General features: G+C 59.0%; 22 protein-coding genes and 1 tRNA gene. 5 read left to right on the forward strand and 18 right to left on the reverse strand.

The features are described 5' to 3' along the window. Window positions 1-13: 13 nt before the first annotated feature. Entirely contained in the window at window positions 14-892 is an 879-nt protein-coding gene (gene dapA, locus ACYAS9_RS25725; RefSeq protein ID WP_463571256.1) for a 4-hydroxy-tetrahydrodipicolinate synthase, read from the reverse strand. A 316-nt stretch (window positions 893-1208) separates the two neighbouring features. Between dapA and ACYAS9_RS25730 the strand changes: the two genes are divergently transcribed. Together ACYAS9_RS25730 and ACYAS9_RS25735 are read left to right on the forward strand one after the other, a co-directional pair. After that, the gene (locus ACYAS9_RS25730; RefSeq protein ID WP_463571257.1) at window positions 1209-1772 is read left to right on the forward strand and encodes a glycine cleavage system transcriptional repressor; all 564 of its coding nucleotides are present in this window, start codon (window positions 1209-1211) and stop codon (window positions 1770-1772) included. 9 nt (window positions 1773-1781) lie between these two features. Further along, window positions 1782-2255, forward strand: a complete 474-nt coding sequence (locus tag ACYAS9_RS25735; protein ID WP_463571258.1) for a peroxiredoxin — start codon at window positions 1782-1784, stop codon at window positions 2253-2255. A gap of 40 nt (window positions 2256-2295) precedes the next feature. Here ACYAS9_RS25735 and ACYAS9_RS25740 read toward each other — a convergent pair whose 3' ends face one another. Then, window positions 2296-3366, reverse strand: coding sequence for an AI-2E family transporter (locus tag ACYAS9_RS25740; RefSeq protein ID WP_463571259.1), 1071 nt, complete (start codon window positions 3364-3366; stop codon window positions 2296-2298). A 29-nt stretch (window positions 3367-3395) separates the two neighbouring features. Next, complete coding sequence (locus ACYAS9_RS25745) at window positions 3396-3644, reverse strand: sulfurtransferase TusA family protein (RefSeq protein WP_463571260.1); 249 nt, start codon at window positions 3642-3644, stop codon at window positions 3396-3398. A gap of 138 nt (window positions 3645-3782) precedes the next feature. Here ACYAS9_RS25745 and ACYAS9_RS25750 point away from each other — a divergent pair, with 138 nt between their 5' ends. Further along, window positions 3783-5216, forward strand: coding sequence for a M48 family metalloprotease (locus ACYAS9_RS25750; RefSeq protein ID WP_463571261.1), 1434 nt, complete (start codon window positions 3783-3785; stop codon window positions 5214-5216). A 58-nt stretch (window positions 5217-5274) separates the two neighbouring features. Here the strand turns inward: ACYAS9_RS25750 and nadA are convergent, their stop codons facing one another. Continuing rightward, window positions 5275-6333 (reverse strand): quinolinate synthase NadA, encoded by a 1059-nt coding sequence (gene nadA, locus ACYAS9_RS25755; protein WP_463571262.1) that lies wholly within the window; start codon window positions 6331-6333, stop codon window positions 5275-5277. Between the two features lie 251 nt (window positions 6334-6584). On the opposite strand from nadA, the gene ACYAS9_RS25760 reads away from it, so the two are divergent. Together ACYAS9_RS25760 and ACYAS9_RS25765 are read left to right on the forward strand one after the other, a co-directional pair. Continuing rightward, entirely contained in the window at window positions 6585-7034 is a 450-nt protein-coding gene (locus ACYAS9_RS25760) for a DUF7832 domain-containing protein (protein WP_463571263.1), read from the forward strand. Between the two features lie 32 nt (window positions 7035-7066). Further along, the gene (locus ACYAS9_RS25765) at window positions 7067-7690 is read left to right on the forward strand and encodes a DUF1963 domain-containing protein (protein ID WP_463571264.1); all 624 of its coding nucleotides are present in this window, start codon (window positions 7067-7069) and stop codon (window positions 7688-7690) included. A 54-nt stretch (window positions 7691-7744) separates the two neighbouring features. Here the strand turns inward: ACYAS9_RS25765 and ACYAS9_RS25770 are convergent. From ACYAS9_RS25770 to ACYAS9_RS25835, 14 genes are all read right to left on the reverse strand, one after another. Further along, window positions 7745-7820 (reverse strand) — tRNA-Lys (locus tag ACYAS9_RS25770). Between the two features lie 60 nt (window positions 7821-7880). Beyond that, the gene (gene queC / locus ACYAS9_RS25775; RefSeq protein ID WP_463571265.1) at window positions 7881-8555 is read right to left on the reverse strand and encodes a 7-cyano-7-deazaguanine synthase QueC; all 675 of its coding nucleotides are present in this window, start codon (window positions 8553-8555) and stop codon (window positions 7881-7883) included. A gap of 13 nt (window positions 8556-8568) precedes the next feature. Then, the gene (gene queE, locus ACYAS9_RS25780) at window positions 8569-9216 is read right to left on the reverse strand and encodes a 7-carboxy-7-deazaguanine synthase QueE (RefSeq protein ID WP_463571266.1); all 648 of its coding nucleotides are present in this window, start codon (window positions 9214-9216) and stop codon (window positions 8569-8571) included. Window positions 9217-9383: 167 nt separating this feature from the next. Next, window positions 9384-10196, reverse strand: coding sequence for a tol-pal system protein YbgF (gene ybgF, locus ACYAS9_RS25785; protein ID WP_463571267.1), 813 nt, complete (start codon window positions 10194-10196; stop codon window positions 9384-9386). A gap of 6 nt (window positions 10197-10202) precedes the next feature. Next, the gene (gene pal, locus ACYAS9_RS25790) at window positions 10203-10706 is read right to left on the reverse strand and encodes a peptidoglycan-associated lipoprotein Pal (protein WP_463571268.1); all 504 of its coding nucleotides are present in this window, start codon (window positions 10704-10706) and stop codon (window positions 10203-10205) included. Window positions 10707-10760: 54 nt separating this feature from the next. Further along, a complete protein-coding gene (gene tolB, locus ACYAS9_RS25795) occupies window positions 10761-12062 on the reverse strand; it encodes a Tol-Pal system beta propeller repeat protein TolB (RefSeq protein ID WP_463571269.1) in 1302 nt (433 codons plus the stop codon). Further along, on the reverse strand, window positions 12059-13225 hold the full coding sequence (gene tolA / locus ACYAS9_RS25800) for a cell envelope integrity protein TolA (protein ID WP_463571270.1): 1167 nt from the start codon (window positions 13223-13225) through the stop codon (window positions 12059-12061). The genes tolB and tolA overlap by 4 nt, the downstream gene beginning before the upstream one ends. Continuing rightward, complete coding sequence (gene tolR / locus ACYAS9_RS25805; RefSeq protein ID WP_056835064.1) at window positions 13225-13689, reverse strand: protein TolR; 465 nt, start codon at window positions 13687-13689, stop codon at window positions 13225-13227. The genes tolA and tolR overlap by 1 nt, the downstream gene beginning before the upstream one ends. A gap of 14 nt (window positions 13690-13703) precedes the next feature. Continuing rightward, complete coding sequence (gene tolQ / locus ACYAS9_RS25810; RefSeq protein WP_463571271.1) at window positions 13704-14399, reverse strand: protein TolQ; 696 nt, start codon at window positions 14397-14399, stop codon at window positions 13704-13706. Beyond that, window positions 14389-14865 (reverse strand): tol-pal system-associated acyl-CoA thioesterase, encoded by a 477-nt coding sequence (gene ybgC, locus ACYAS9_RS25815; RefSeq protein ID WP_459748544.1) that lies wholly within the window; start codon window positions 14863-14865, stop codon window positions 14389-14391. Before ybgC ends, tolQ begins: the two co-directional genes overlap by 11 nt. Window positions 14866-14961: 96 nt before the next feature. After that, entirely contained in the window at window positions 14962-16020 is a 1059-nt protein-coding gene (ruvB, locus tag ACYAS9_RS25820) for a Holliday junction branch migration DNA helicase RuvB (RefSeq protein WP_463571272.1), read from the reverse strand. Beyond that, window positions 16021-16629, reverse strand: a complete 609-nt coding sequence (gene ruvA / locus ACYAS9_RS25825; RefSeq protein WP_463571273.1) for a Holliday junction branch migration protein RuvA — start codon at window positions 16627-16629, stop codon at window positions 16021-16023. 88 nt (window positions 16630-16717) lie between these two features. Then, window positions 16718-17242 carry a crossover junction endodeoxyribonuclease RuvC gene (gene ruvC, locus ACYAS9_RS25830; RefSeq protein ID WP_463571274.1) on the reverse strand — a complete coding sequence of 175 codons (525 nt, stop codon included), beginning with the start codon at window positions 17240-17242 and terminating at the stop codon, window positions 16718-16720. 52 nt (window positions 17243-17294) lie between these two features. Further along, the gene (locus ACYAS9_RS25835) at window positions 17295-18041 is read right to left on the reverse strand and encodes a YebC/PmpR family DNA-binding transcriptional regulator (protein WP_463571275.1); all 747 of its coding nucleotides are present in this window, start codon (window positions 18039-18041) and stop codon (window positions 17295-17297) included. Window positions 18042-18052 lie beyond the last annotated feature (11 nt).

Consider the following 18052-nt stretch of genomic DNA (forward strand, 5'->3'; position numbering starts at 1 on the left):
TGTACTTCCTCAATTAAACCAGTACGCCGGCCTGGCGCAGGGCCTGGCGCAGCGGTTCGTGACAGGTCTGGGTGAGCCAGGTCAGTGGCAGACGGATACCGTCGGCCATCATGCCCATCTCATTCAGTGCCCACTTCACGGGGATAGGGTTGGATTCGATGAACAGGGTGCTGTTGAGCGCAGAAATCCGCTCGTTGATCGCCCGGGCAGCGGCAGCGTCGCCACGCAGGGCGGCGGCGCACATGTCGCTCACGGCGCGCGGTGCGACGTTGGCGGTCACGGAAATGTTGCCCTTGCCGCCCAACAGGATCAGCTCGACAGCGGTCGCATCATCGCCGGAAAACAGCAGAAAGTCGTTGCTCACACCGGCCAGGATGTCCTTGGCGCGCTGCAGATCGCCCGTGGCTTCCTTGATGCCGATGATGTTCGGCACCGTCGACAGGCGGATGACCGTCTCGGCCTTCATGTCACAAGCGGTACGGCCTGGCACGTTGTAGAGGATCTGCGGAATGTCGACGGCACGCGCGATGTGGCTGAAGTGCTGGAACAAGCCTTCTTGGGTCGGCTTGTTGTAGTACGGCGTCACCAGCAGGCAGGCGTCGACGCCGGCAGACTTGGCGTTGCCGGTGAGTTCGACCGCTTCGCTGGTGGAGTTGGCGCCGGTGCCGGCGATCACAGGGATGCGCCCGGCGACCTGATCGACCACGCGGCGAATCACCTCGATATGTTCGTCTACACTCAGGGTCGCCGATTCACCGGTAGTGCCCACGGCGACGATGGCGTTGGTGCCCTCTTGCAGGTGGAAGTCAACCAGTTTGCTCAGGCTGTCCCAGTCAAGACGACCTTGTGCATCCATTGGTGTGACCAGTGCCACCATACTGCCCGCAATCATGCAACCGCTCCTGCCGGAAAAAGAGAGCCGTAATGGTACTGGCGCCATCAGCCTTGCACAAGCGAAGTACCACGCTCTGAGCATTCCCCTGAGCGATGGTTTTCGCTACCCTTCGTCCTTTGTTCGGTACAGGTCACCTGCGCCCTGCCTCCAATCGCCCGGTTTTGTCCTCCACACCCCCTGCCCCAGCGCCTTGTAGCCCTGCCGTGCAGGTCGGTATCGTGACAGGACCAGGCCGACATCGAGCAGCCCGCATCACCGAGTCGCCTCTGCAAGAGCCGAAATGTACCGACCGTTCATCATCTAGGAATGCTGCATGTCGTCCACTCCCTCAGTTCGCGAACAATTCCTTGTTATCAGTGCCCTTGGCGCCAACCCCATGGAGCTGACCAACGTTCTGTGCCGCGCCAGCCATGAAAGCCGTTGTGCGGTGGTCAGCTCACGCCTGACCCGTCATGGCGAGTGCAGCGCGCTGATTCTGCAGATATCCGGCAGCTGGGACGCTCTGGCGCGCCTGGAGACCATCCTGCCGAACCTGAGCAAGAAGCACGCCTTCACCACCAGCGTGGTGCGCAGCATGACGCTTGAGAGCCGCCCGGAAGCGCTGCCCTACGTGGCCTATATCAGTTCGGCGTATCGCCCGGACATCATCAATGAACTGTGCCAGTTTTTCATCGACCACAACGTCGAGCTGGAAAACCTGGTGTGCGACACCTACCAGGCACCGCAGACCGGCGGCACCATGCTCAATGCCACCTTCACCGTCACGCTGCCGGCCGGCACCCAGATCAGCTGGCTGCGCGATCAGTTCCTGGACTTCTCCGACGCCCTGAACCTTGATGCGCTGATCGAACCGTGGCGCCCACAGACTCCAACTTGAGGAAAACCGATGGCCGTTGCAGTCGACCAATCCGTCAGCGATTTTGAGGTGCCCGCCACTGGCGGCCAGACCGTGAGCCTTTCTGCGCTCAAGGGTCGCCAGGTGGTGATCTACTTTTATCCCAAGGACAACACGCCGGGCTGCACCACTCAGGGCCAGGGCTTTCGTGACAGCATTGCGCAGTTCGAAGCGGCCAATACCGTGGTGTTCGGCGTTTCACGCGACAGCCTTAAGACCCACGAGAACTTCAAGGCCAAGCAGGCGTTTCCGTTCGAGCTGATTTCAGACAAGGACGAGGCGCTGTGCCAGCTGTTCGACGTGATCAAGCTCAAGAAGCTGTATGGCAAGGAATACATGGGCGTGGATCGCAGCACGTTCCTGATCGACAAGGACGGCGTGCTGCGTCATGAGTGGCGCGGCGTGAAGGTGCCCGGCCATGTGGCCGAGGTTCTGGCCAGCGCACAGGCATTGAACCAGGCCTGAGCCCGCAGTGAAGGCGCCGCACCCGGCGGCGCCTCTTGCTTTACATCAGCGGCGCGACCACCGGCTCGTTGCGCGGCCAGGCATCAAGCACAGCCTTGAACAGGGTCGCCAGCGGAATCGCAAAGAAAATCCCCCAGAAGCCCCACAGCCCGCCGAACAACAGCACCGCGCAGATGATCGCCACCGGGTGCAGGTTGACCGCCTCGGAGAACAGCAGCGGCACCAGCACGTTGCCATCGAGCGCCTGAATGATGCCGTGAACCATCATCAGGTAGATGAACTGGTCGCCCCAGCCCCACTGAAACAGCCCGATCAATGCCACCGGCACAGTGACCACCACCGCACCCACATACGGCACCACGACCGAAATGCCCACCAGCATCGCCAGCAGCGCGGCGTAGTTGAGCCCCAGTGCCACGAAAGCCACGTAGGTCACCCCGCCGCAGATGACGATCTCGATGACCTTGCCGCGAATGTAGTTGGCGATCTGTCGGTTCATTTCCTTGGCCACCCGGGTCAGCAAACCCCGCTCACGCGGCAGATAGCCACGCGCCCAGCGCGCGAACAAGAGCCGGTCCTTGAGGAAAAAGAACACCAGGATCGGCACCAGCACCAGATAGATCATCAGATTGACCAGCAGCGGCAGGCTGGACAGTGAAAAGGTAAGCGCCAGCTGGCCAAACTTGCCCACCTCGCCTCGCGCCACTTCGATGGCCTGCAAGACCTGCTCATCGGAGACCAGGTGCGGATAGCGCTCAGGCAGCATCAGCAGCAGCGACTGCCACTTGGCGAGCATGCCGGGCAGCTCGTTGAACAGGGTAATCACCTGATGCCACAGCAACGGCACCAGCACCAGCAAAAAGACCAACAGTGCGCCGATAAACAATGCGAAGACCAGAACCACTGCCACGCGCTCCGGCATGCGCAGCCGCTCCAGCAAACCGACCACGCCTTGCATCAGAAACGCCAGGACCATGCCCGCCAGCACCGGCGCCAGCATCCCGCCCAGGGTCAGGATCAGGGTGAAGGCCAGAAATAACAACACCGCCAGCACCACCGCTTCTTCATCCGAGAAGTAGCGCTGCATCCAGTCGCTAAGCACTTTGTACATCGAGCATCCTTTTGCGCGAGAACGGTTGCCTATGCCTTGCGCAACCAATAGGTATAAAGCCCTGCATCGACTTGCTCATGCAGCAGCGCATGCCCTGCCAGCCGGGCGAAACTGCGAAAGTCGCGCTGGGAACCGGCATCGGTGGCCAGCACTTTCAGCACCGCACCACTGGCCAGGCGATTGAGCTCCATCTTGGCCTTGAGCAGCGGCAACGGACAATTGAGCCCGCGAGCGTCGAGTTCGGCGTCACAAACTTTGGGGGCTACAGCGTCAGACATCGCTTCTCTCCGGGCAGACACATCGATCTGGCAAAAAGTCATCGTGACGCTTCGCGCAGGCCGGCAAGAATACCGCACTCTGGTCAGCAAGCCATTGAGCCGGCTACAGTAGATGCACATTCGCCCAGAGCCAAATGCATGAATTTCCTGCGTCCTACATTGCTCACCCTTGCCTGCCTGCTGGCGACACCGGTCCTGGCCGATGATTTGCCTTCGCTGGGCGACTCCAGCTCATCGATTGTGTCTCCCGAGCAGGAGCACCAACTGGGGCGGGCGTGGCTGGGGATGTTGCGCTCGCAGGTGGGCCAGCTGTCAGACCCGCAACTGAAAGACTTTGTCGAGGCGTCGGTCTATAAACTGGCCGAAACCAGCCAGGTGCAGGACCGGCGCCTGGAGTTCATCCTGATCAACAGCAACCAGCTCAACGCCTTTGCCGCGCCTGGGGGCATCATCGGGGTCAATGGCGGCCTGTTTCTGTATGCCAAGACCGAAGGCGAATACGCCTCGGTCATGGCCCACGAACTGGCTCACCTCTCACAACGGCACTTCGCCCGTGGCGTAGAAGCCCAGCAACGCATGCAAGTGCCGGTCATGGCCGCCATGCTGGCCGGTATCGTCATGGCGGCTGCCGGCGCCGGCGACGCCGGCATTGCAACCATCGCCGGCACCCAGGCTGCCGCCATTCAGGAACAGCGGCGCTTTTCCAGGCAGAACGAGCAGGAGGCCGACCGTATCGGCATTCTCAATCTGGAAAAGGCCGGCTACGACCCGCGCAACATGCCGACGATGTTCGAACGCCTGATGCGCCAGTACCGTTTTGACGCCCGGCCACCGGAGTTTCTGCTGACTCACCCGGTCAGCGAATCGCGCATCGCCGACACCCGTAACCGCGCCGAACAGGCCAAGCCTGGCGGGCAGGAAGACAGCCTGCGCTATCAACTGATGCGCGCGCGGGTTGCGCTGTTTTATGAAGAAACACCCGGGATTGCCGCCAAGCGCTTCCGCGCCCAGCTCACCGAGAATCCAAACGCCGATGACGCGCGTTATGGCCTGGCCATCGCGCAGATCAAGGGTGGCCAGCTCAATGAGGCGCGTGACGGCCTGAAGACGCTGCTGGATAAATCGTCCAATGAGGTGACCTACAACCTGGCGCAAATCGATCTGGACATCACCAGCAACCGCCTGGCGGAAGCCCGGCAACGCGCCGAACGGATGCTGACCCTGTACCCCGGCAACTACCCGCTCAATCAGGCGCTCATCGATGTGCAACTCAAGCAGGGCCGTTCGGCCGACGCCGAGAAAGCGCTCGATGCCTTGCTCAAGAGGCGCCCTGCCGATCCGGACATCTGGTATCAGGTGGCCGAAGCACGCGGCCTGAACGGCAACACCGTGGGCCTGCATGAGGCTCGCGCCGAGTACTTTGCGCTGATGGGTGATTTCCGCCAGGCGATCCAGCAACTGGACTTTGCCAAGCGCCGCTCCAACAACAACTTCCAGCTGGCGTCACGCATCGATGCCCGCCAGAAAGTGCTGGCCGAACAGGAGCGCATGATCAAGGGCATGATGAATTGACCGCCTGCTGAATCAAAAAGCCCGGCAAGTCAGCCGGGCTTTTTATTTGTCGCAAGAATCAGGCGTTACCGGCCTGCCTCATGCGCGCTGCATGAGTGAAGTCGAGCATGCGCTGCAAAGGTCGCACAGCGTGCGGGACCAGTGCCGGGTCGACGAAGATCTCGTTGCTGCCCTCGCGCAGGCACTGCAAGGTGCGCTCCAGCGTATTCATGGCCATCCACGGGCAATGTGCGCAACTGCGGCAAGCCGCGCCGTTGCCGGCCGTAGGCGCCTCGATGAAGATCTTGTCCGGGCACAGCTGCTGCATCTTGTAGAAGATGCCGCGATCGGTGGCCACGATAAACATCTTGTTGGGCAGGCGTTGTGCGGCGGCGATCATCTGGCTGGTCGAGCCGACCGCATCGGCCAGCGCAATGACGGCCTCTGGCGATTCGGGGTGCACCAGCACCGCAGCCTCGGGGTACAAGGCCTTCATGTCTTCGAGCTGCTTGGATTTGAACTCTTCGTGGACGATGCAGGCACCGTCCCACAGCAGCATGTCGGCGCCGGTTTCACGCTGGATATAACGACCCAGGTGCTTGTCCGGCGCCCAGATGATCTTCTCACCGTTGTCCATCAGGCTTTCGACGATTTCCAGGGCACAACCGGAGGTCACCACCCAGTCGGCACGCGCCTTGACCGCAGCCGAGGTGTTGGCATAGACCACGACTGTACGCTCGGGATGTTGATCGCAGAACGCCGAGAACTCATCGACCGGGCAACCCACGTCCAGCGAGCAGGTCGCCTCCAGCGTCGGCATGAACACGCGTTTTTCCGGGTTGAGGATCTTGGCGGTCTCGCCCATGAAACGCACGCCCGCCACCAGCACGGTGCTGGCCGCATGGTTATTGCTGAAACGCGCCATTTCCAGCGAGTCAGCCACGCAGCCGCCGGTTTCCTCGGCCAGCGCCTGGATCACGGGGTCGCAATAATAATGGGCAACCAGAACAGCATCGCGCGCTTTAAGCTCGACAGCGATTTGCTCACGGTAATGGGCTTGTTCTTCAAGGCTCAACTCTTTCGGCTGTTTGGCAGCGAGATGCGCCTGCACCAGAAAGCGTTCGGAAATCTGCGTCATGTTGGCTGGACCTGAATGCGCGGTAGCGCGTAATGCAAGTTTACACCCCTCGAAGCCAGCAGGATCAAGGTCCTGAAGTAGAGGCGGGCCGATTCTAACCTTAAAGAACAACATTGGAGCAATGTTTTTAAACGGCACAAATACAAATGATTACTATTTAAATAACGCATTCAACTCAGGAACTCTTTTACCAGCAGTTGTCTCTATCGATGACCGGAAAACAGCGTCACTCGTCCATAGGAAGACACACCATGAAGTATGACGATGCCTCCTGGCATTACCAGGGCGACTACCCTGCGGACTTGCCTGATAAAGCAAGCGCCACGCATATCGGCATGTTCCTGAGCTGGATGGCCATCAATGACCTGACCAGCGAAGAACTGCAGGAAGACGCCGAGGACGAGATCGTGGACCTCAAAGAACGCGCCATCACCGGCGCGGGTTTCGTGCTGAGCATGCTGGACGAGGCAATGACCGACCAGGAGTTCAGCAAGACCGGCAATGCGTTCGCCCTCGCCTATTACCAGGGACTGGAGAACGACAGCCGCTATATCGACGATTACTCTGAAGCCTTCGGTGTAGACGAGCATTCGCTCTATCGTGTGGATGACACCTGGGACAATTACGACAAGCTCTCGCACCTGATAGATGCGCGCTTCAAGACTTGGAACGAAATGGGTCAGCCCGAATACATCATCTGATTGGGCGCAGTATCAACAAGGACACGAATCCATTGACGTCGATTCTGCAAATGTCGTTTGCGTCACCCGCCAGCACTGCTGCGTGCGGCATTACGCTGGGTGGTGATGCCGCACGTGTCGAGCACTGGCCGCACAACCCCGACGGTGAGCCGTTGATGCTTGTCGCGACCATTGACTGCCGTCGGGCACTGCAGCGTACCCAGGCCACAAGCCTGCCTGCAGAAGGTGTTCTGTATGTATTTTCCACCTACAGCGCTACAGACTACTTTCTGGACAACATCACCAGCGATGCGGCCGTGATGCAACATCCAACGCGCCCGAGTGGCTATACCGCCGTATTGCCCGGTGGTGATCACGAACTCAAATACAGCTCTGTACCGGGTATTGAGCAACGCGCCGCCGTGCTTGCCGAGCGATCGCTGGGGCAGAACGATATTCCGGCTTGCTCATTGATCTGCACGGCAGCGCCGCATTGGGCACCTGTCGAGCCGCATATTGGCGCTGACTATGAGTTCTTCTGCCAGTTCTACTCGAGCGATTTCCCGGAACCGTTCACCGACCTGTTTTACCTGACAGACGCTGTTGCGCACCTGTATCTGCGAAAAGCAGACAGCCAGGCTCAGGCCCCGGGTCTGTTTTTTGTGCATACGGCCTGATTTTTTACGCCGTAAACGCAAAAACCCTCCGTGAGGAGGGTTTCTACTTGTATATGGTGGGTCGTGTAGGATTCGAACCTACGACCAATTGGTTAAAAGCCAACTGCTCTACCAACTGAGCTAACGACCCGTTGCGTGGGGCGTATATTACTGATTTTTATCAGTAATTCAACACCTTCATGCAAAAAAACTAAAAATAATTGGTTGGGTCTGCAACACCGGCCGCCGCGAAGCCTTCGGCACGCAGTCGGCAGCTGTCGCATTTACGGCAGGCACGCCCTTGCCCATCGGCCTGATAGCACGACACGGTCAGCGAGTAATCGACGCCCAGGCCGATGCCAGCCGTAATGATGTCTGCCTTGCTCAGGTTCTGCAGCGGCGCCTGAATAGTGAAGCCATTGCCTTCGACTCCAGCCTTGGTGGCCAGATTGGCCAGGCGCTCGAATGCTTCGACAAACTCGGGCCGGCAATCCGGGTAACCGGAATAATCCACGGCGTTGACACCGATGAAGATATCCCGTGCCTCAAGCACTTCTGCCCAACCGAGCGCCAGCGACAAAAACACGGTGTTGCGCGCCGGCACATACGTGACCGGAATGCCTTCGGTTGGCGCTTCAGGCACCGCGATGCTGCTATCGGTCAGTGCCGAGCCGCCCATGCCGTCCAGATTCAAACCGATGACCTTGTGCTCGATAGCACCCAGATCGCGGGAAACGCGCGCAGCTGCATCAAGCTCGGCGCGGTGACGCTGGCCGTAATCAAAACTCATGGTGTAGCAGGCATAGCCTTCGGCGCGCGCCATGGCTACCACGGTGGCGGAGTCCAGGCCGCCGGACAACAGGATTACCGCTTTTTTATTGCTCATGATCTTTTCTCCCTCAGCGCCCTGGCTCGTCATCCCAAAGCAGTTTGTGCAGTTGCATCTGCAGACGAACCGGCAGATTGTCCGCCACGATCCAGTCTGCCAGATCACGCCCTTTCAACTGGTGATGACTGGCCGAGAACAGAACTTCGCCCGCACGCTGGTCCAGTCGGTACTGGATCAGCTTGGACACTGCCCAGTCATAGTCTTCCCGCGAGCAGATCACGAACTTGACCTGATCGTTGGGCGTCAGCAAATCCATGTTCTCGTAGCGGTTACGCGACACTTCCAGCGAACCCGGCGTCTTGAGGTCGACTACGCGACTGACACGCGGGTCGACTGCCGAAATATCCAGCGCACCGCTGGTTTCCAGCGATACGTCGTAGCCGGCATCACACAAGCGCTTGAGCAACGGGATGGCATTGGGTTGTGCCAGCGGCTCACCACCGGTCACACAGACATAGCGGGGACGCCAGGTGGCAACCTGCTCGACGATAGCGTCCAGCGTGGTGATCGTGCCGCCGCTGAAGGCATAGGCACTGTCGCAGTACTGACAGCGCAGAGGACAGCCAGTGAGCCGCACGAATACCGTGGGCAGCCCGGCGGTGCGGGTTTCACCCTGCAACGAGTGAAAAATTTCGGTGATGCGTAAGGTGTCTTGCATAGGGGCCACGGGCGTAACAGCTAAACAGGCTGTCCGCCTCCGTCAGGCACTTCAGGGCATCCGCGATCGCGTAATGCAGAGAAGCGTAATGAGCAAAAATTTCGGGTGCGAATTCTAACGAAAAAAGCCGCGACAAGCGCGGCTTTCTTGAACAGCGATTCAGGCGGTCAGAGGCGTTGCAGGTCGCGCTGCGCCAATTGCGCAGCGGAAGTGCCCGGATACTGGGCGATCACCTGCTGAAGAATGCCTTTGACCTTGTCGGTATGACCCAGGCGACGCTCGACATCGGCCAGTTTGTAGAGCGAATCCGGCACCTTGGCATGCTTCGGATAAGCCTGACTGACTTTGGCGAACGCTTGACCTGCACCTTGCAGGTCGCCCTTGGCCAGATTGACTTCACCCAGCCAATACTGGGCATTGCCCGCATAGTTGCTGTTGGGGTACTTGCGCAGGAAAGCGGCAAACGCCTGGCTGGCCTTGTCGAAATCCTTGGCCTTGACCAGGTCGAAGGCAGCTTCGTAGTAAAGCTTTTCCTTGGCCGGGTCAGGCGGCTCGGTACCCGCCGCCGGTGCATCGCTTACCGGGGCTGAAGGTGTCCCGCCGGCATTTATTGCATTGCCCGCAGGTTGAGAATTGTTGTTCGCCGAGGCAGCAGCGCCATTGACGATACGTTGGTCGAGGTCCTGATAACGCTCCAGGGCTTCCTGCTTGATGCGCTGGATGTCATTTTGCTGGACTTCGACGATACCGCGCAGACGCGCGATTTCTTCTTGCATCTGTTGCAACTGTAAAAACAGTTGACCCTGTGCCGAGGGCTGGGCCGCAACCCCTCCCCCGGCATAGGCGCCGGACGTGCCATATCCCGCTGGCGGATAACTGCTGCCAGAGCCAGAATTGTCACCGACTACAGGTACCGCACCCCACGCAGCAAGCGGAAGGGTGAGAGCCAAAACGGTTAGAGCACGACGGCAAGTTCGCATGTCAAATTACTTACGCAGTTCGACGCGACGGTTTTGAGCCCAGGATTGCTCGTCGTTGCCGGTAGCAACTGGACGCTCTTCACCGTAGGAAACCAGTTCCAGCTGAGCTGGGGAAACGCCTTGCAGCACCAGGTAGCGCTGAACGGCTTTCGCACGACGCTCGCCCAGAGCCAGGTTGTACTCGCGAGTACCGCGCTCGTCGGTGTTACCTTCCAGAACGACGCGAGCGCCGTTGCCTTTCAGGTCCTTGGCATGAACGTCCAGAGCGCGCAGGGCTTCTGGCTTCAGGTCCGAGCTGTCGTATTCGAAGTAGAAGGTGGTGATTGCGCGCAGAGCAGCTTCTTCGCTCAGGCTGCCGTCAACGGCACCAGTGTTAGCGCCGTAACCAGCGTTAGGATCAACAGCGCCAGCGCCAGCACCGGCATTGTCGCCGCCTTTGGACGAGCAACCTACTGCTACAGCCATGGCCAGAGCCAGCGCAGCAAACTTACCAAACTTCAGCATTTCCATCTTGAAACTCCTAATGAACCCCAGTGTGTTAAGCAAAAACTTTGTAGCGCCGCGTCAGTTCAGGTAAGGGGACCAGGACGGTTCTCTGACTTCGCCTTGAGCGGTAGGAAGCGGGAGCCTTACGCGTCCATTAATGGACACGAGCATCAAGACTCCCCGGCCCTGCTGGCGGGTGGCGTAGATTACCATGGTGCCGTTGGGCGCAACAGTAGGTGACTCATCAAGGTTACTGTCTGTGAGGATTTTTACACTCCCACGAGCCAGATCCTGAGCAGCCACTTTGAAATTGGTGAAGCCTTCCTGGCGGTGAATCATCACCAGGGTCTTCTCGTCAGCCGACAGTTTCGGGTTGGCATTATAGTTGCCAACGAAGGTTACACGCTGTGCGCCACCACCGGAAACACTGGTTTTATAGATCTGTGGCTTGCCGCCGCGGTCGGACGTGAAGTAGATCGTCGAGCCATCCTTGCCGAAGAACGGCTCGGTATCGATCGAAGAATCATTGGTCACGCGAGTGATCTGGCGGCTCGCCAGATTCATCACATAAATTTCCGGGTTACCGTCCTTGGACAGCACAAATGCCAGGCGGCTGCCGTCCGGCGACCATGCAGGCGCACCGTTAAGGCCTTCGAAGTTGGTGATCTGCTCACGGCGACCGGTGTCGATGTGCTGAACGAAGATGCGCGGACGCTTCTGTTCGAACGACACATAGGCAATACGCTTGCCGTCGGGTGCGAAACGCGGCGACAGGATCGGCTCACGCGATTGCAGCAGGGTCACTGCACGCGCACCGTCGTAGTCCGAACGCTGCAGGGTGTAGCGCGTATTGGCTTCCGAGAAACGTTCGGCGGTCACGTATAGCATGCGGGTCGAAAAGGCGCCCTTGATGCCGGTCAGCTTTTCGAACGACTGGTCGGCAATATAGTGCGACATGTCGCGCAGCTGGTCAGTGGTACCCGAAACGCTGCCGGCATACACCTGCTGTTCGGTGGCCACGTTGAACAGCGCATATTGCACTTGCAGACGGCCGCCGGACGGGACGATGTTACCCACCATCACGTACTGCGTACCCAGCGCTTTCCAGTCACGGAAAATGACTTCGCTCGCCTGAACCGGCAGGCTGATCATGTTCTGACGCGGAACCGGTGTGTAGTAACCCGAGTTGCGCAGGTCGTTGCCGATGATTTCGGCCATGTCGTCGGGCAGGACGTTACCGCCCTGCCAGCCGAACGGCACAACGGCGATCGGCGTGGCACGGTCACTTCCGCTGGTGACCATAATGTTCTTTTCTTCTGCGACAGCTAATCCTGCCGCACAGCAAAGAACTACAAGCAGTCCTCGAAGAAGGTTAATCACAAGGCTAGATCCTCAGGTGTGAATGTCATCTTGAATGAACGATAGGGCGCGAACTCTGCTGGCTTGAGCCCCTGCATCTCTGTCAAACGACCAATATTCTTGACCGCTGCTACCGCTGAACTGTCGAACGGACCATCACCACTGGCCTTGAGAATCTTGACCGACGTCACGGTGCCGTCAGGCAACATGCCGATCTGCAAGACCACGGCCATTCCCTTGCGAGCCGACGGCGGACGAGCCCAGCCTTCGGAAGCACGCAGACGAATCAGGTCATCGAAGCTGCCAGCCGTTTCATTACCTACCTCATCGGCCAGGGCCTGTTGCCGTTCTGGCTTGTCGGAGAGCAAATCGGCCAATGCCTGCGCCTTCTTGTCTTCGGCAGCCTTGCGTGCAGCGTCCTGAGCCTTTTTGGCAGCCGCATCGGCGGTGGCCTTCTTCTTCGCGTCTTCAGCCGCTTTTTTCTTAGCGTCCTCGGCAGCCTGTTTCTTGGCGTCTTCGGCGGCCTTTTTCTTGGCCTCGTCGGCAGCCTTCTTCTTGGCTTCTTCAGCAGCGGCTTTCTTGGCGTCCTCGGCAGCGGCCTTCTTGGCCTCTTCTTCGGCTTTTTTCTTCGCCTCTTCTTCAGCCTTCTTCTTGGCTATATCAGCCAATTGTTTCTCTTCTGCCTTTTTGGCATCAGCGGTTTTCTTGGCTTCTTCGGCAGCAGCCTTCTTGGCTTCGTCGGCGGCCTTCTTGGCCTCCTCGGCCTTTTGCTCGGCTTTTTGTTCGGCAGCCTTTTCCTGGGCTTCCTTCTGCTCGGCGGCTTTCCTGGCCTCTTCGGCAGCCTTTTGATCCTCGGCTTTTTGAGCGGCGTCAGCTTTCTTTTGTTCCGCAGCCTTTATAGCTTCCTGCTCGATCTTTTTCTGTTCCAGCTGTTCGGCTTCACTCTGCCGCGCAGCAGTTTTCTTCGCCTCACCTGCAATCTTCTGGTTGGTCTGGGTCGTTGCCTGACTTTTGGACTTGAGCTGATACAGCGTAGCCTGAACCACCGGCTTGGCCTCAGGCAACTCGGGGGTCATGGCAAAACTGACGAAAAGCGTGCCAAAAATCAGGATGTGCAAAGCCACGGCCCAGACAGTAGGCCAGAAGTAATTCTCCGAGGCGGACGGCTCTCGAATTGGCTGCATCAGGGCGCCTCGGTAATCAAGCCGACGTTGGCAATCCCGGCTTTCTGCAGCCCGCCCATGGTGACCATGACCGAGCCGTAGTCGACCGCCTTGTCACCACGGATGAACACCTGAGTCTGCTTGCCGGCATCACGCCCGGAAGCAACGATCTTGGTCACGGCGCTGGTCAGTTGCGGCAAGGTCATGGCCTTGTCCATCTGCTTGTCGGTGTCGACTTCGCTACCCAGGTTCCAGTAATACGTCTTGTCGGCCTTGATCGAAATGGTCAGGACCTGATTGTTGTTGTCCTGCGGCAAGGCCTCACTGGAGACCTTGGGCAGATCGACCTTTACGCCCTGGTTGATCATGGGGGCTGTCACCATGAAGATGACCAGCAATACCAACATCACGTCGATGTAAGGCACCACGTTCATTTCGGCGACCGGCCTGCGTTTTTTGCGACGATCTCGAGCGATCAAAGCCATGGGGAATTAGCGCCTCATTCTTCGCTGGTGTGCACTTTGCGGTGCAGGATGGCCTGGAATTCATCGGCAAAGGTGTAGTAGCGATTGATCAGGGTCTCGGTACGGGCGGCGAAGCGGTTATAGGCCATTACGGCCGGGATCGCGGCGAACAGGCCGATGGCTGTCGCGATCAATGCTTCGGCAATACCCGGCGCAACGGTGGCCAGAGTGGCCTGTTGTGCAGTGGCAAGACCACGGAAGGAGTTCATGATGCCCCATACCGTACCGAACAGACCGACGTAGGGGCTGGTCGAGCCGACAGTGGCCAGAAACGACAGGCCGGTTTCGAGCTTCTCTTCTTCACGCGAGATGGCCACGCGCATGGCACGCGCCACACCTTCCATCACCGCATCGGGGTCGACACCGGCTTGCTGGCGCAGGCGGGAAAACTCCTTGAAGCCGGCCCGAAAGATCTGCTCGACACCCGAATCCGGGTCCGGGCTGCTGCCAGCCTGGCGGTAGAGCTTGGACAGGTCGATACCCGACCAGAAGCGCTCCTCGAAGCTGTCCAGTGCCCGGCGACCGGCACGAATCATATTGCTACGCTGAAAAATCATGACCCAGGAGGCGACCGAGGCCGCCACCAGGCTCAGCATCACCAACTGAACGACAATGCTGGCATTGCTGACCAAACTCCACATGGAGGTATGGTCGACGACGTTAGCTTCCACGCTGTATCTCCTGCTCTGAATCCGAATAGGTGCCCGTGTCGCACTGATCATCGGCAAAGGCCGCGCGCAGTGCCTGGGGAATGGCCCGGGGTTTGAAACTATCGGCGCTTACACACGCCACCAGAAACTGCCCTTCACAGAGCAGTGTTGCATCCGTTACCCGCCTGACCTGCTGACGAAAACGCAGGCTGGCGCGGTTCAATTCGATGACCTGCGCACTGACCGACAACTCGTCATCGAGCCGTGCCGGCTTGTGATAACGCGCTTCGCTGGAATGCACGACAAACAACAGGTTCTCATCGGCCAGCCGGGACTGGAGAAACCCCAGTTGCCGCAGCCGCTCGGTGCGAGCCCGTTCCATGAATTTCAGATAATTGACGTAGTAGACGACGCCGCCGGCATCCGTGTCCTCGTAATAGACGCGACACAGATGTGCGAACGACTGAACCCCGTTTTGCGCGCGCATACTCTAGTGCTTACTCCTCGGGTTGCCAATCAGGTGATACAACTGTTTTTCAACGTTTTGCAAAACACGACGCTTTTGAACGGCGCCCCGATGCCATTAGTCGACAGGATCATCGACTGGTTCCCCAGTAACTGGCATATCGCCCATCCGTGAAGGAATGTTCAGGCCGAAATGCAGGTAGGCATGCCGGGTCACCACCCGTCCGCGCGGCGTACGCATGATGTAGCCCTGCTGGATCAGGTACGGCTCCAGCACATCTTCAATGGTATGACGTTCTTCACTGATGGCCGCTGCCAGGTTGTCGATGCCAACCGGGCCGCCATCGAACTTCTCGATCATGGTCAGCAGCAAACGCCGGTCCTGGTGATCGAAACCGTGTTCGTCGACATCCAGCAGGTTCAAGGCCTTGTCAGCGGTCTGCCGGGAGATCTCGCCATTGCCACGTACCTCGGCGAAATCGCGCACCCGGCGCAACAGGCGGTTGGCGATACGCGGCGTACCACGCGCGCGACGGGCCACCTCAAAGGCGCCCTCAGGCTCGATGGTCAGTCCGAGAATGCCGGCCGAGCGCGACACGATGGTCGACAGGTCGGCAATATTGTAGAACTCCAGACGCTGAACAATCCCGAAACGATCACGCAATGGATTGGTGAGCATCCCGGCGCGCGTCGTTGCACCCACCAGAGTGAACGGCGGCAAATCCAGCTTGATCGAACGGGCCGCCGGGCCCTCACCGATCATGATGTCGAGCTGGAAGTCCTCCATCGCCGGGTACAGCACTTCTTCGACAATAGGCGAAAGCCTGTGAATCTCGTCGATGAACAGCACATCATTGGGTTCGAGGTTGGTCAGGATCGCGGCCAGATCACCCGGACGCTCCAGAACAGGCCCCGAGGTGCTCTTGATCGAAACGCCCATTTCCTGGGCGATGATGTTGGCCAGCGTCGTCTTGCCCAGCCCTGGCGGCCCGAAAATCAACGTATGGTCCAGTGATTCGTTGCGCCCACGGGCAGCCTGGATGAACAACTCCATCTGCTCGCGCACGGTCGGCTGGCCTATATAGTCGGCAAGACTCAAGGGGCGAATGGCGCGATCGATCTGCTCTTCGCGATCGCGGCTACCCGCAGCACTTATCAGGCGGTCGGCGTCTATCACTTAACCCATCCCCTTCAAGGCACGGCGAATCAGATCGGCACTGCTCAAGTTTTTATCCTTGATAGCGGAGACGGCTTTGCTCGCCTCCTGAGGTTTGTAGCCCAGAGCGATCAGCGCACTGACCGCATCGGCCTCTTCGGAGGCAGCAGGCTCAAGCGAACCAGGCCCATTGGAGACCAGGGCAAAGGTGCCCGGCAGCGCTTCCCAGGCCTTGAAACGATCCTTGAGCTCGACCAGCAACCGCTCGGCGGTTTTCTTGCCCACCCCTGGAATGCGGGTCAGCGCAGAGGTGTCCTGAGCCTGGACGCAACGCACCAGCTCGTCGACCTCAAGCCCCGACATCAACGCCAGGGCCAGCTTGGGGCCGACGCCATTGAGGCGAATCAGCTCGCGAAACAGTTCACGCTCACGCTTTTCAAAGAAGCCATAGAGCAGGTGCGCATCTTCACGCACGACCAGATGGGTGTGCAGCGTCACGTTTTCACCGACATGTGGCAACCGGTACAACGTGGTCATGGGCACTTCCAGCTCATAACCGACGCCATTTACATCCAGCACCAGATGTGGCGGCTGCTTTTCGACCAGCGCACCCCGTAAACGTCCAATCACCGTCAGATCCTATTGCCCTTGGCCCACCGGAAAAGTGGACAAAATCATGGCTGCAAGCAAGTAAAAAAATGCGAACAAATGCTGCAAATCAGAGCCGCAAACGTCCGCGCCGACTGCGCGCCGCACTCAACCCATGAGGCATCAGGCTGGAGCGGGTATGGGCATGACACAAGGCAATTGCCAACGCATCGGAGGCATCGATCTGTGGCTTGCTGGTGAGCTTGAGCAGGTGCATGACCATCATCATCACCTGCTCCTTGTTGGCGCCACCGGTACCGGCCACCGCCTGCTTGACCTGCGTGGCGCTGTATTCGGCAATTTCCAGGCCCTCTTCGGCCCCCGCCACAATAGCAGCACCGCGCGCCTGGCCAAGTTTGAGTGCCGAATCGGCGTTACGTGCCATGAACACCCGTTCGATGCCCATGGTGACCGGACCATAGGCCTTGATCACTTCGCGCACGCCACGAAACACAATCTGCAGACGCTCAGGCAACTCGCCTTCACCAGTGCGGATACAACCAGAGGCTACATAAGTACAACCGCGACCGGTGTCGAGCACCACGCCATAGCCGGTAATACGCGAGCCCGGGTCGATACCAAGAATAAGAGTCATAGTGCCAACAGTCCGGCGCGCCAGTGGCGCCCTGTAAATGCAGAAGACCGGATCAGCCTAGCTGCTCCATGACTTCATCGGGAATTTCAGCGTTCGAGTAGACATTCTGTACATCATCAAGGTCTTCGAGCATGTCGATCAGCTTGAGGACTTTTTCTGCATGCTCCAGATCCAGCACGGCGCTGGTGCTTGGCAGCAAGACGATCTCGGCATCGGTACCCTTGAAGCCTGCAGCTTCCAGTGCATTGCGTACCGCGTAGAAACCGGCAAAGGAGGTGAACACGTCGATGGAGCCATCTTCATTGGTCACTACATCGTCGGCATCGGCTTCCATGGCCGCTTCGATCAAGGCATCTTCATCGACGCCTGCGGCAAAGGAAATCTGCCCCTTGCGATCGAACAGATAAGCCACCGATCCATCGGTACCCAGGTTGCCGCCGCACTTGCTGAAGGCGTGACGCACGGCTGCAGCAGTACGGTTACGGTTGTCGGTCATCGTTTCGACCATCACCGCCACACCGCCCGGGCCATAACCTTCATAACCCAGCTCGACCATATCGTCAGCATCGGTAGCACCGGCGCCACGGGCCACGGCCCGGTCGATAGTGTCGCGGGTCATATTGGCACTCAGCGCCTTGTCCAGCGCCAGGCGCAGACGCGGGTTGGAGCCCGGATCGCCGCCACCCTGACGGGCCGCAACGGTCAGCTCACGAATCCACTTGGTGAAGACCTTGCCTTTCTTGGCATCCTGACGCTCTTTGCGGTGCTTGATGTTCGCCCACTTAGAATGACCTGCCATTTTTCGCTCCA

Source organism: Pseudomonas sp. HP_08, from assembly GCF_055284095.1.

What these genes read in the sequence shown, in the direction of transcription:
- ACYAS9_RS25745 (WP_463571260.1), bottom strand. Translation starts at nt 3,644, where the DNA reads ATGTCTGACGCTGTAGCCCCCAAAGTTTGTGACGCCGAACTCGACGCT.
- ruvC (WP_463571274.1), bottom strand. Translation starts at nt 17,242, where the DNA reads ATGACTCTTATTCTTGGTATCGACCCGGGCTCGCGTATTACCGGCTAT.
- dapA (WP_463571256.1), bottom strand. Translation starts at nt 892, where the DNA reads ATGATTGCGGGCAGTATGGTGGCACTGGTCACACCAATGGATGCACAA.
- tolR (WP_056835064.1), bottom strand. Translation starts at nt 13,689, where the DNA reads ATGGCTTTGATCGCTCGAGATCGTCGCAAAAAACGCAGGCCGGTCGCC.
- ACYAS9_RS25835 (WP_463571275.1), bottom strand. Translation starts at nt 18,041, where the DNA reads ATGGCAGGTCATTCTAAGTGGGCGAACATCAAGCACCGCAAAGAGCGT.
- tolA (WP_463571270.1), bottom strand. Translation starts at nt 13,225, where the DNA reads ATGCAGCCAATTCGAGAGCCGTCCGCCTCGGAGAATTACTTCTGGCCT.
- queE (WP_463571266.1), bottom strand. Translation starts at nt 9,216, where the DNA reads ATGCAAGACACCTTACGCATCACCGAAATTTTTCACTCGTTGCAGGGT.
- ybgF (WP_463571267.1), bottom strand. Translation starts at nt 10,196, where the DNA reads ATGCGAACTTGCCGTCGTGCTCTAACCGTTTTGGCTCTCACCCTTCCG.
- pal (WP_463571268.1), bottom strand. Translation starts at nt 10,706, where the DNA reads ATGGAAATGCTGAAGTTTGGTAAGTTTGCTGCGCTGGCTCTGGCCATG.
- ACYAS9_RS25760 (WP_463571263.1), top strand. Translation starts at nt 6,585, where the DNA reads ATGAAGTATGACGATGCCTCCTGGCATTACCAGGGCGACTACCCTGCG.
- ACYAS9_RS25730 (WP_463571257.1), top strand. Translation starts at nt 1,209, where the DNA reads ATGTCGTCCACTCCCTCAGTTCGCGAACAATTCCTTGTTATCAGTGCC.
- ybgC (WP_459748544.1), bottom strand. Translation starts at nt 14,865, where the DNA reads ATGCGCGCGCAAAACGGGGTTCAGTCGTTCGCACATCTGTGTCGCGTC.
- queC (WP_463571265.1), bottom strand. Translation starts at nt 8,555, where the DNA reads ATGAGCAATAAAAAAGCGGTAATCCTGTTGTCCGGCGGCCTGGACTCC.
- nadA (WP_463571262.1), bottom strand. Translation starts at nt 6,333, where the DNA reads ATGACGCAGATTTCCGAACGCTTTCTGGTGCAGGCGCATCTCGCTGCC.
- ACYAS9_RS25750 (WP_463571261.1), top strand. Translation starts at nt 3,783, where the DNA reads ATGAATTTCCTGCGTCCTACATTGCTCACCCTTGCCTGCCTGCTGGCG.
- ACYAS9_RS25740 (WP_463571259.1), bottom strand. Translation starts at nt 3,366, where the DNA reads ATGTACAAAGTGCTTAGCGACTGGATGCAGCGCTACTTCTCGGATGAA.
- ACYAS9_RS25735 (WP_463571258.1), top strand. Translation starts at nt 1,782, where the DNA reads ATGGCCGTTGCAGTCGACCAATCCGTCAGCGATTTTGAGGTGCCCGCC.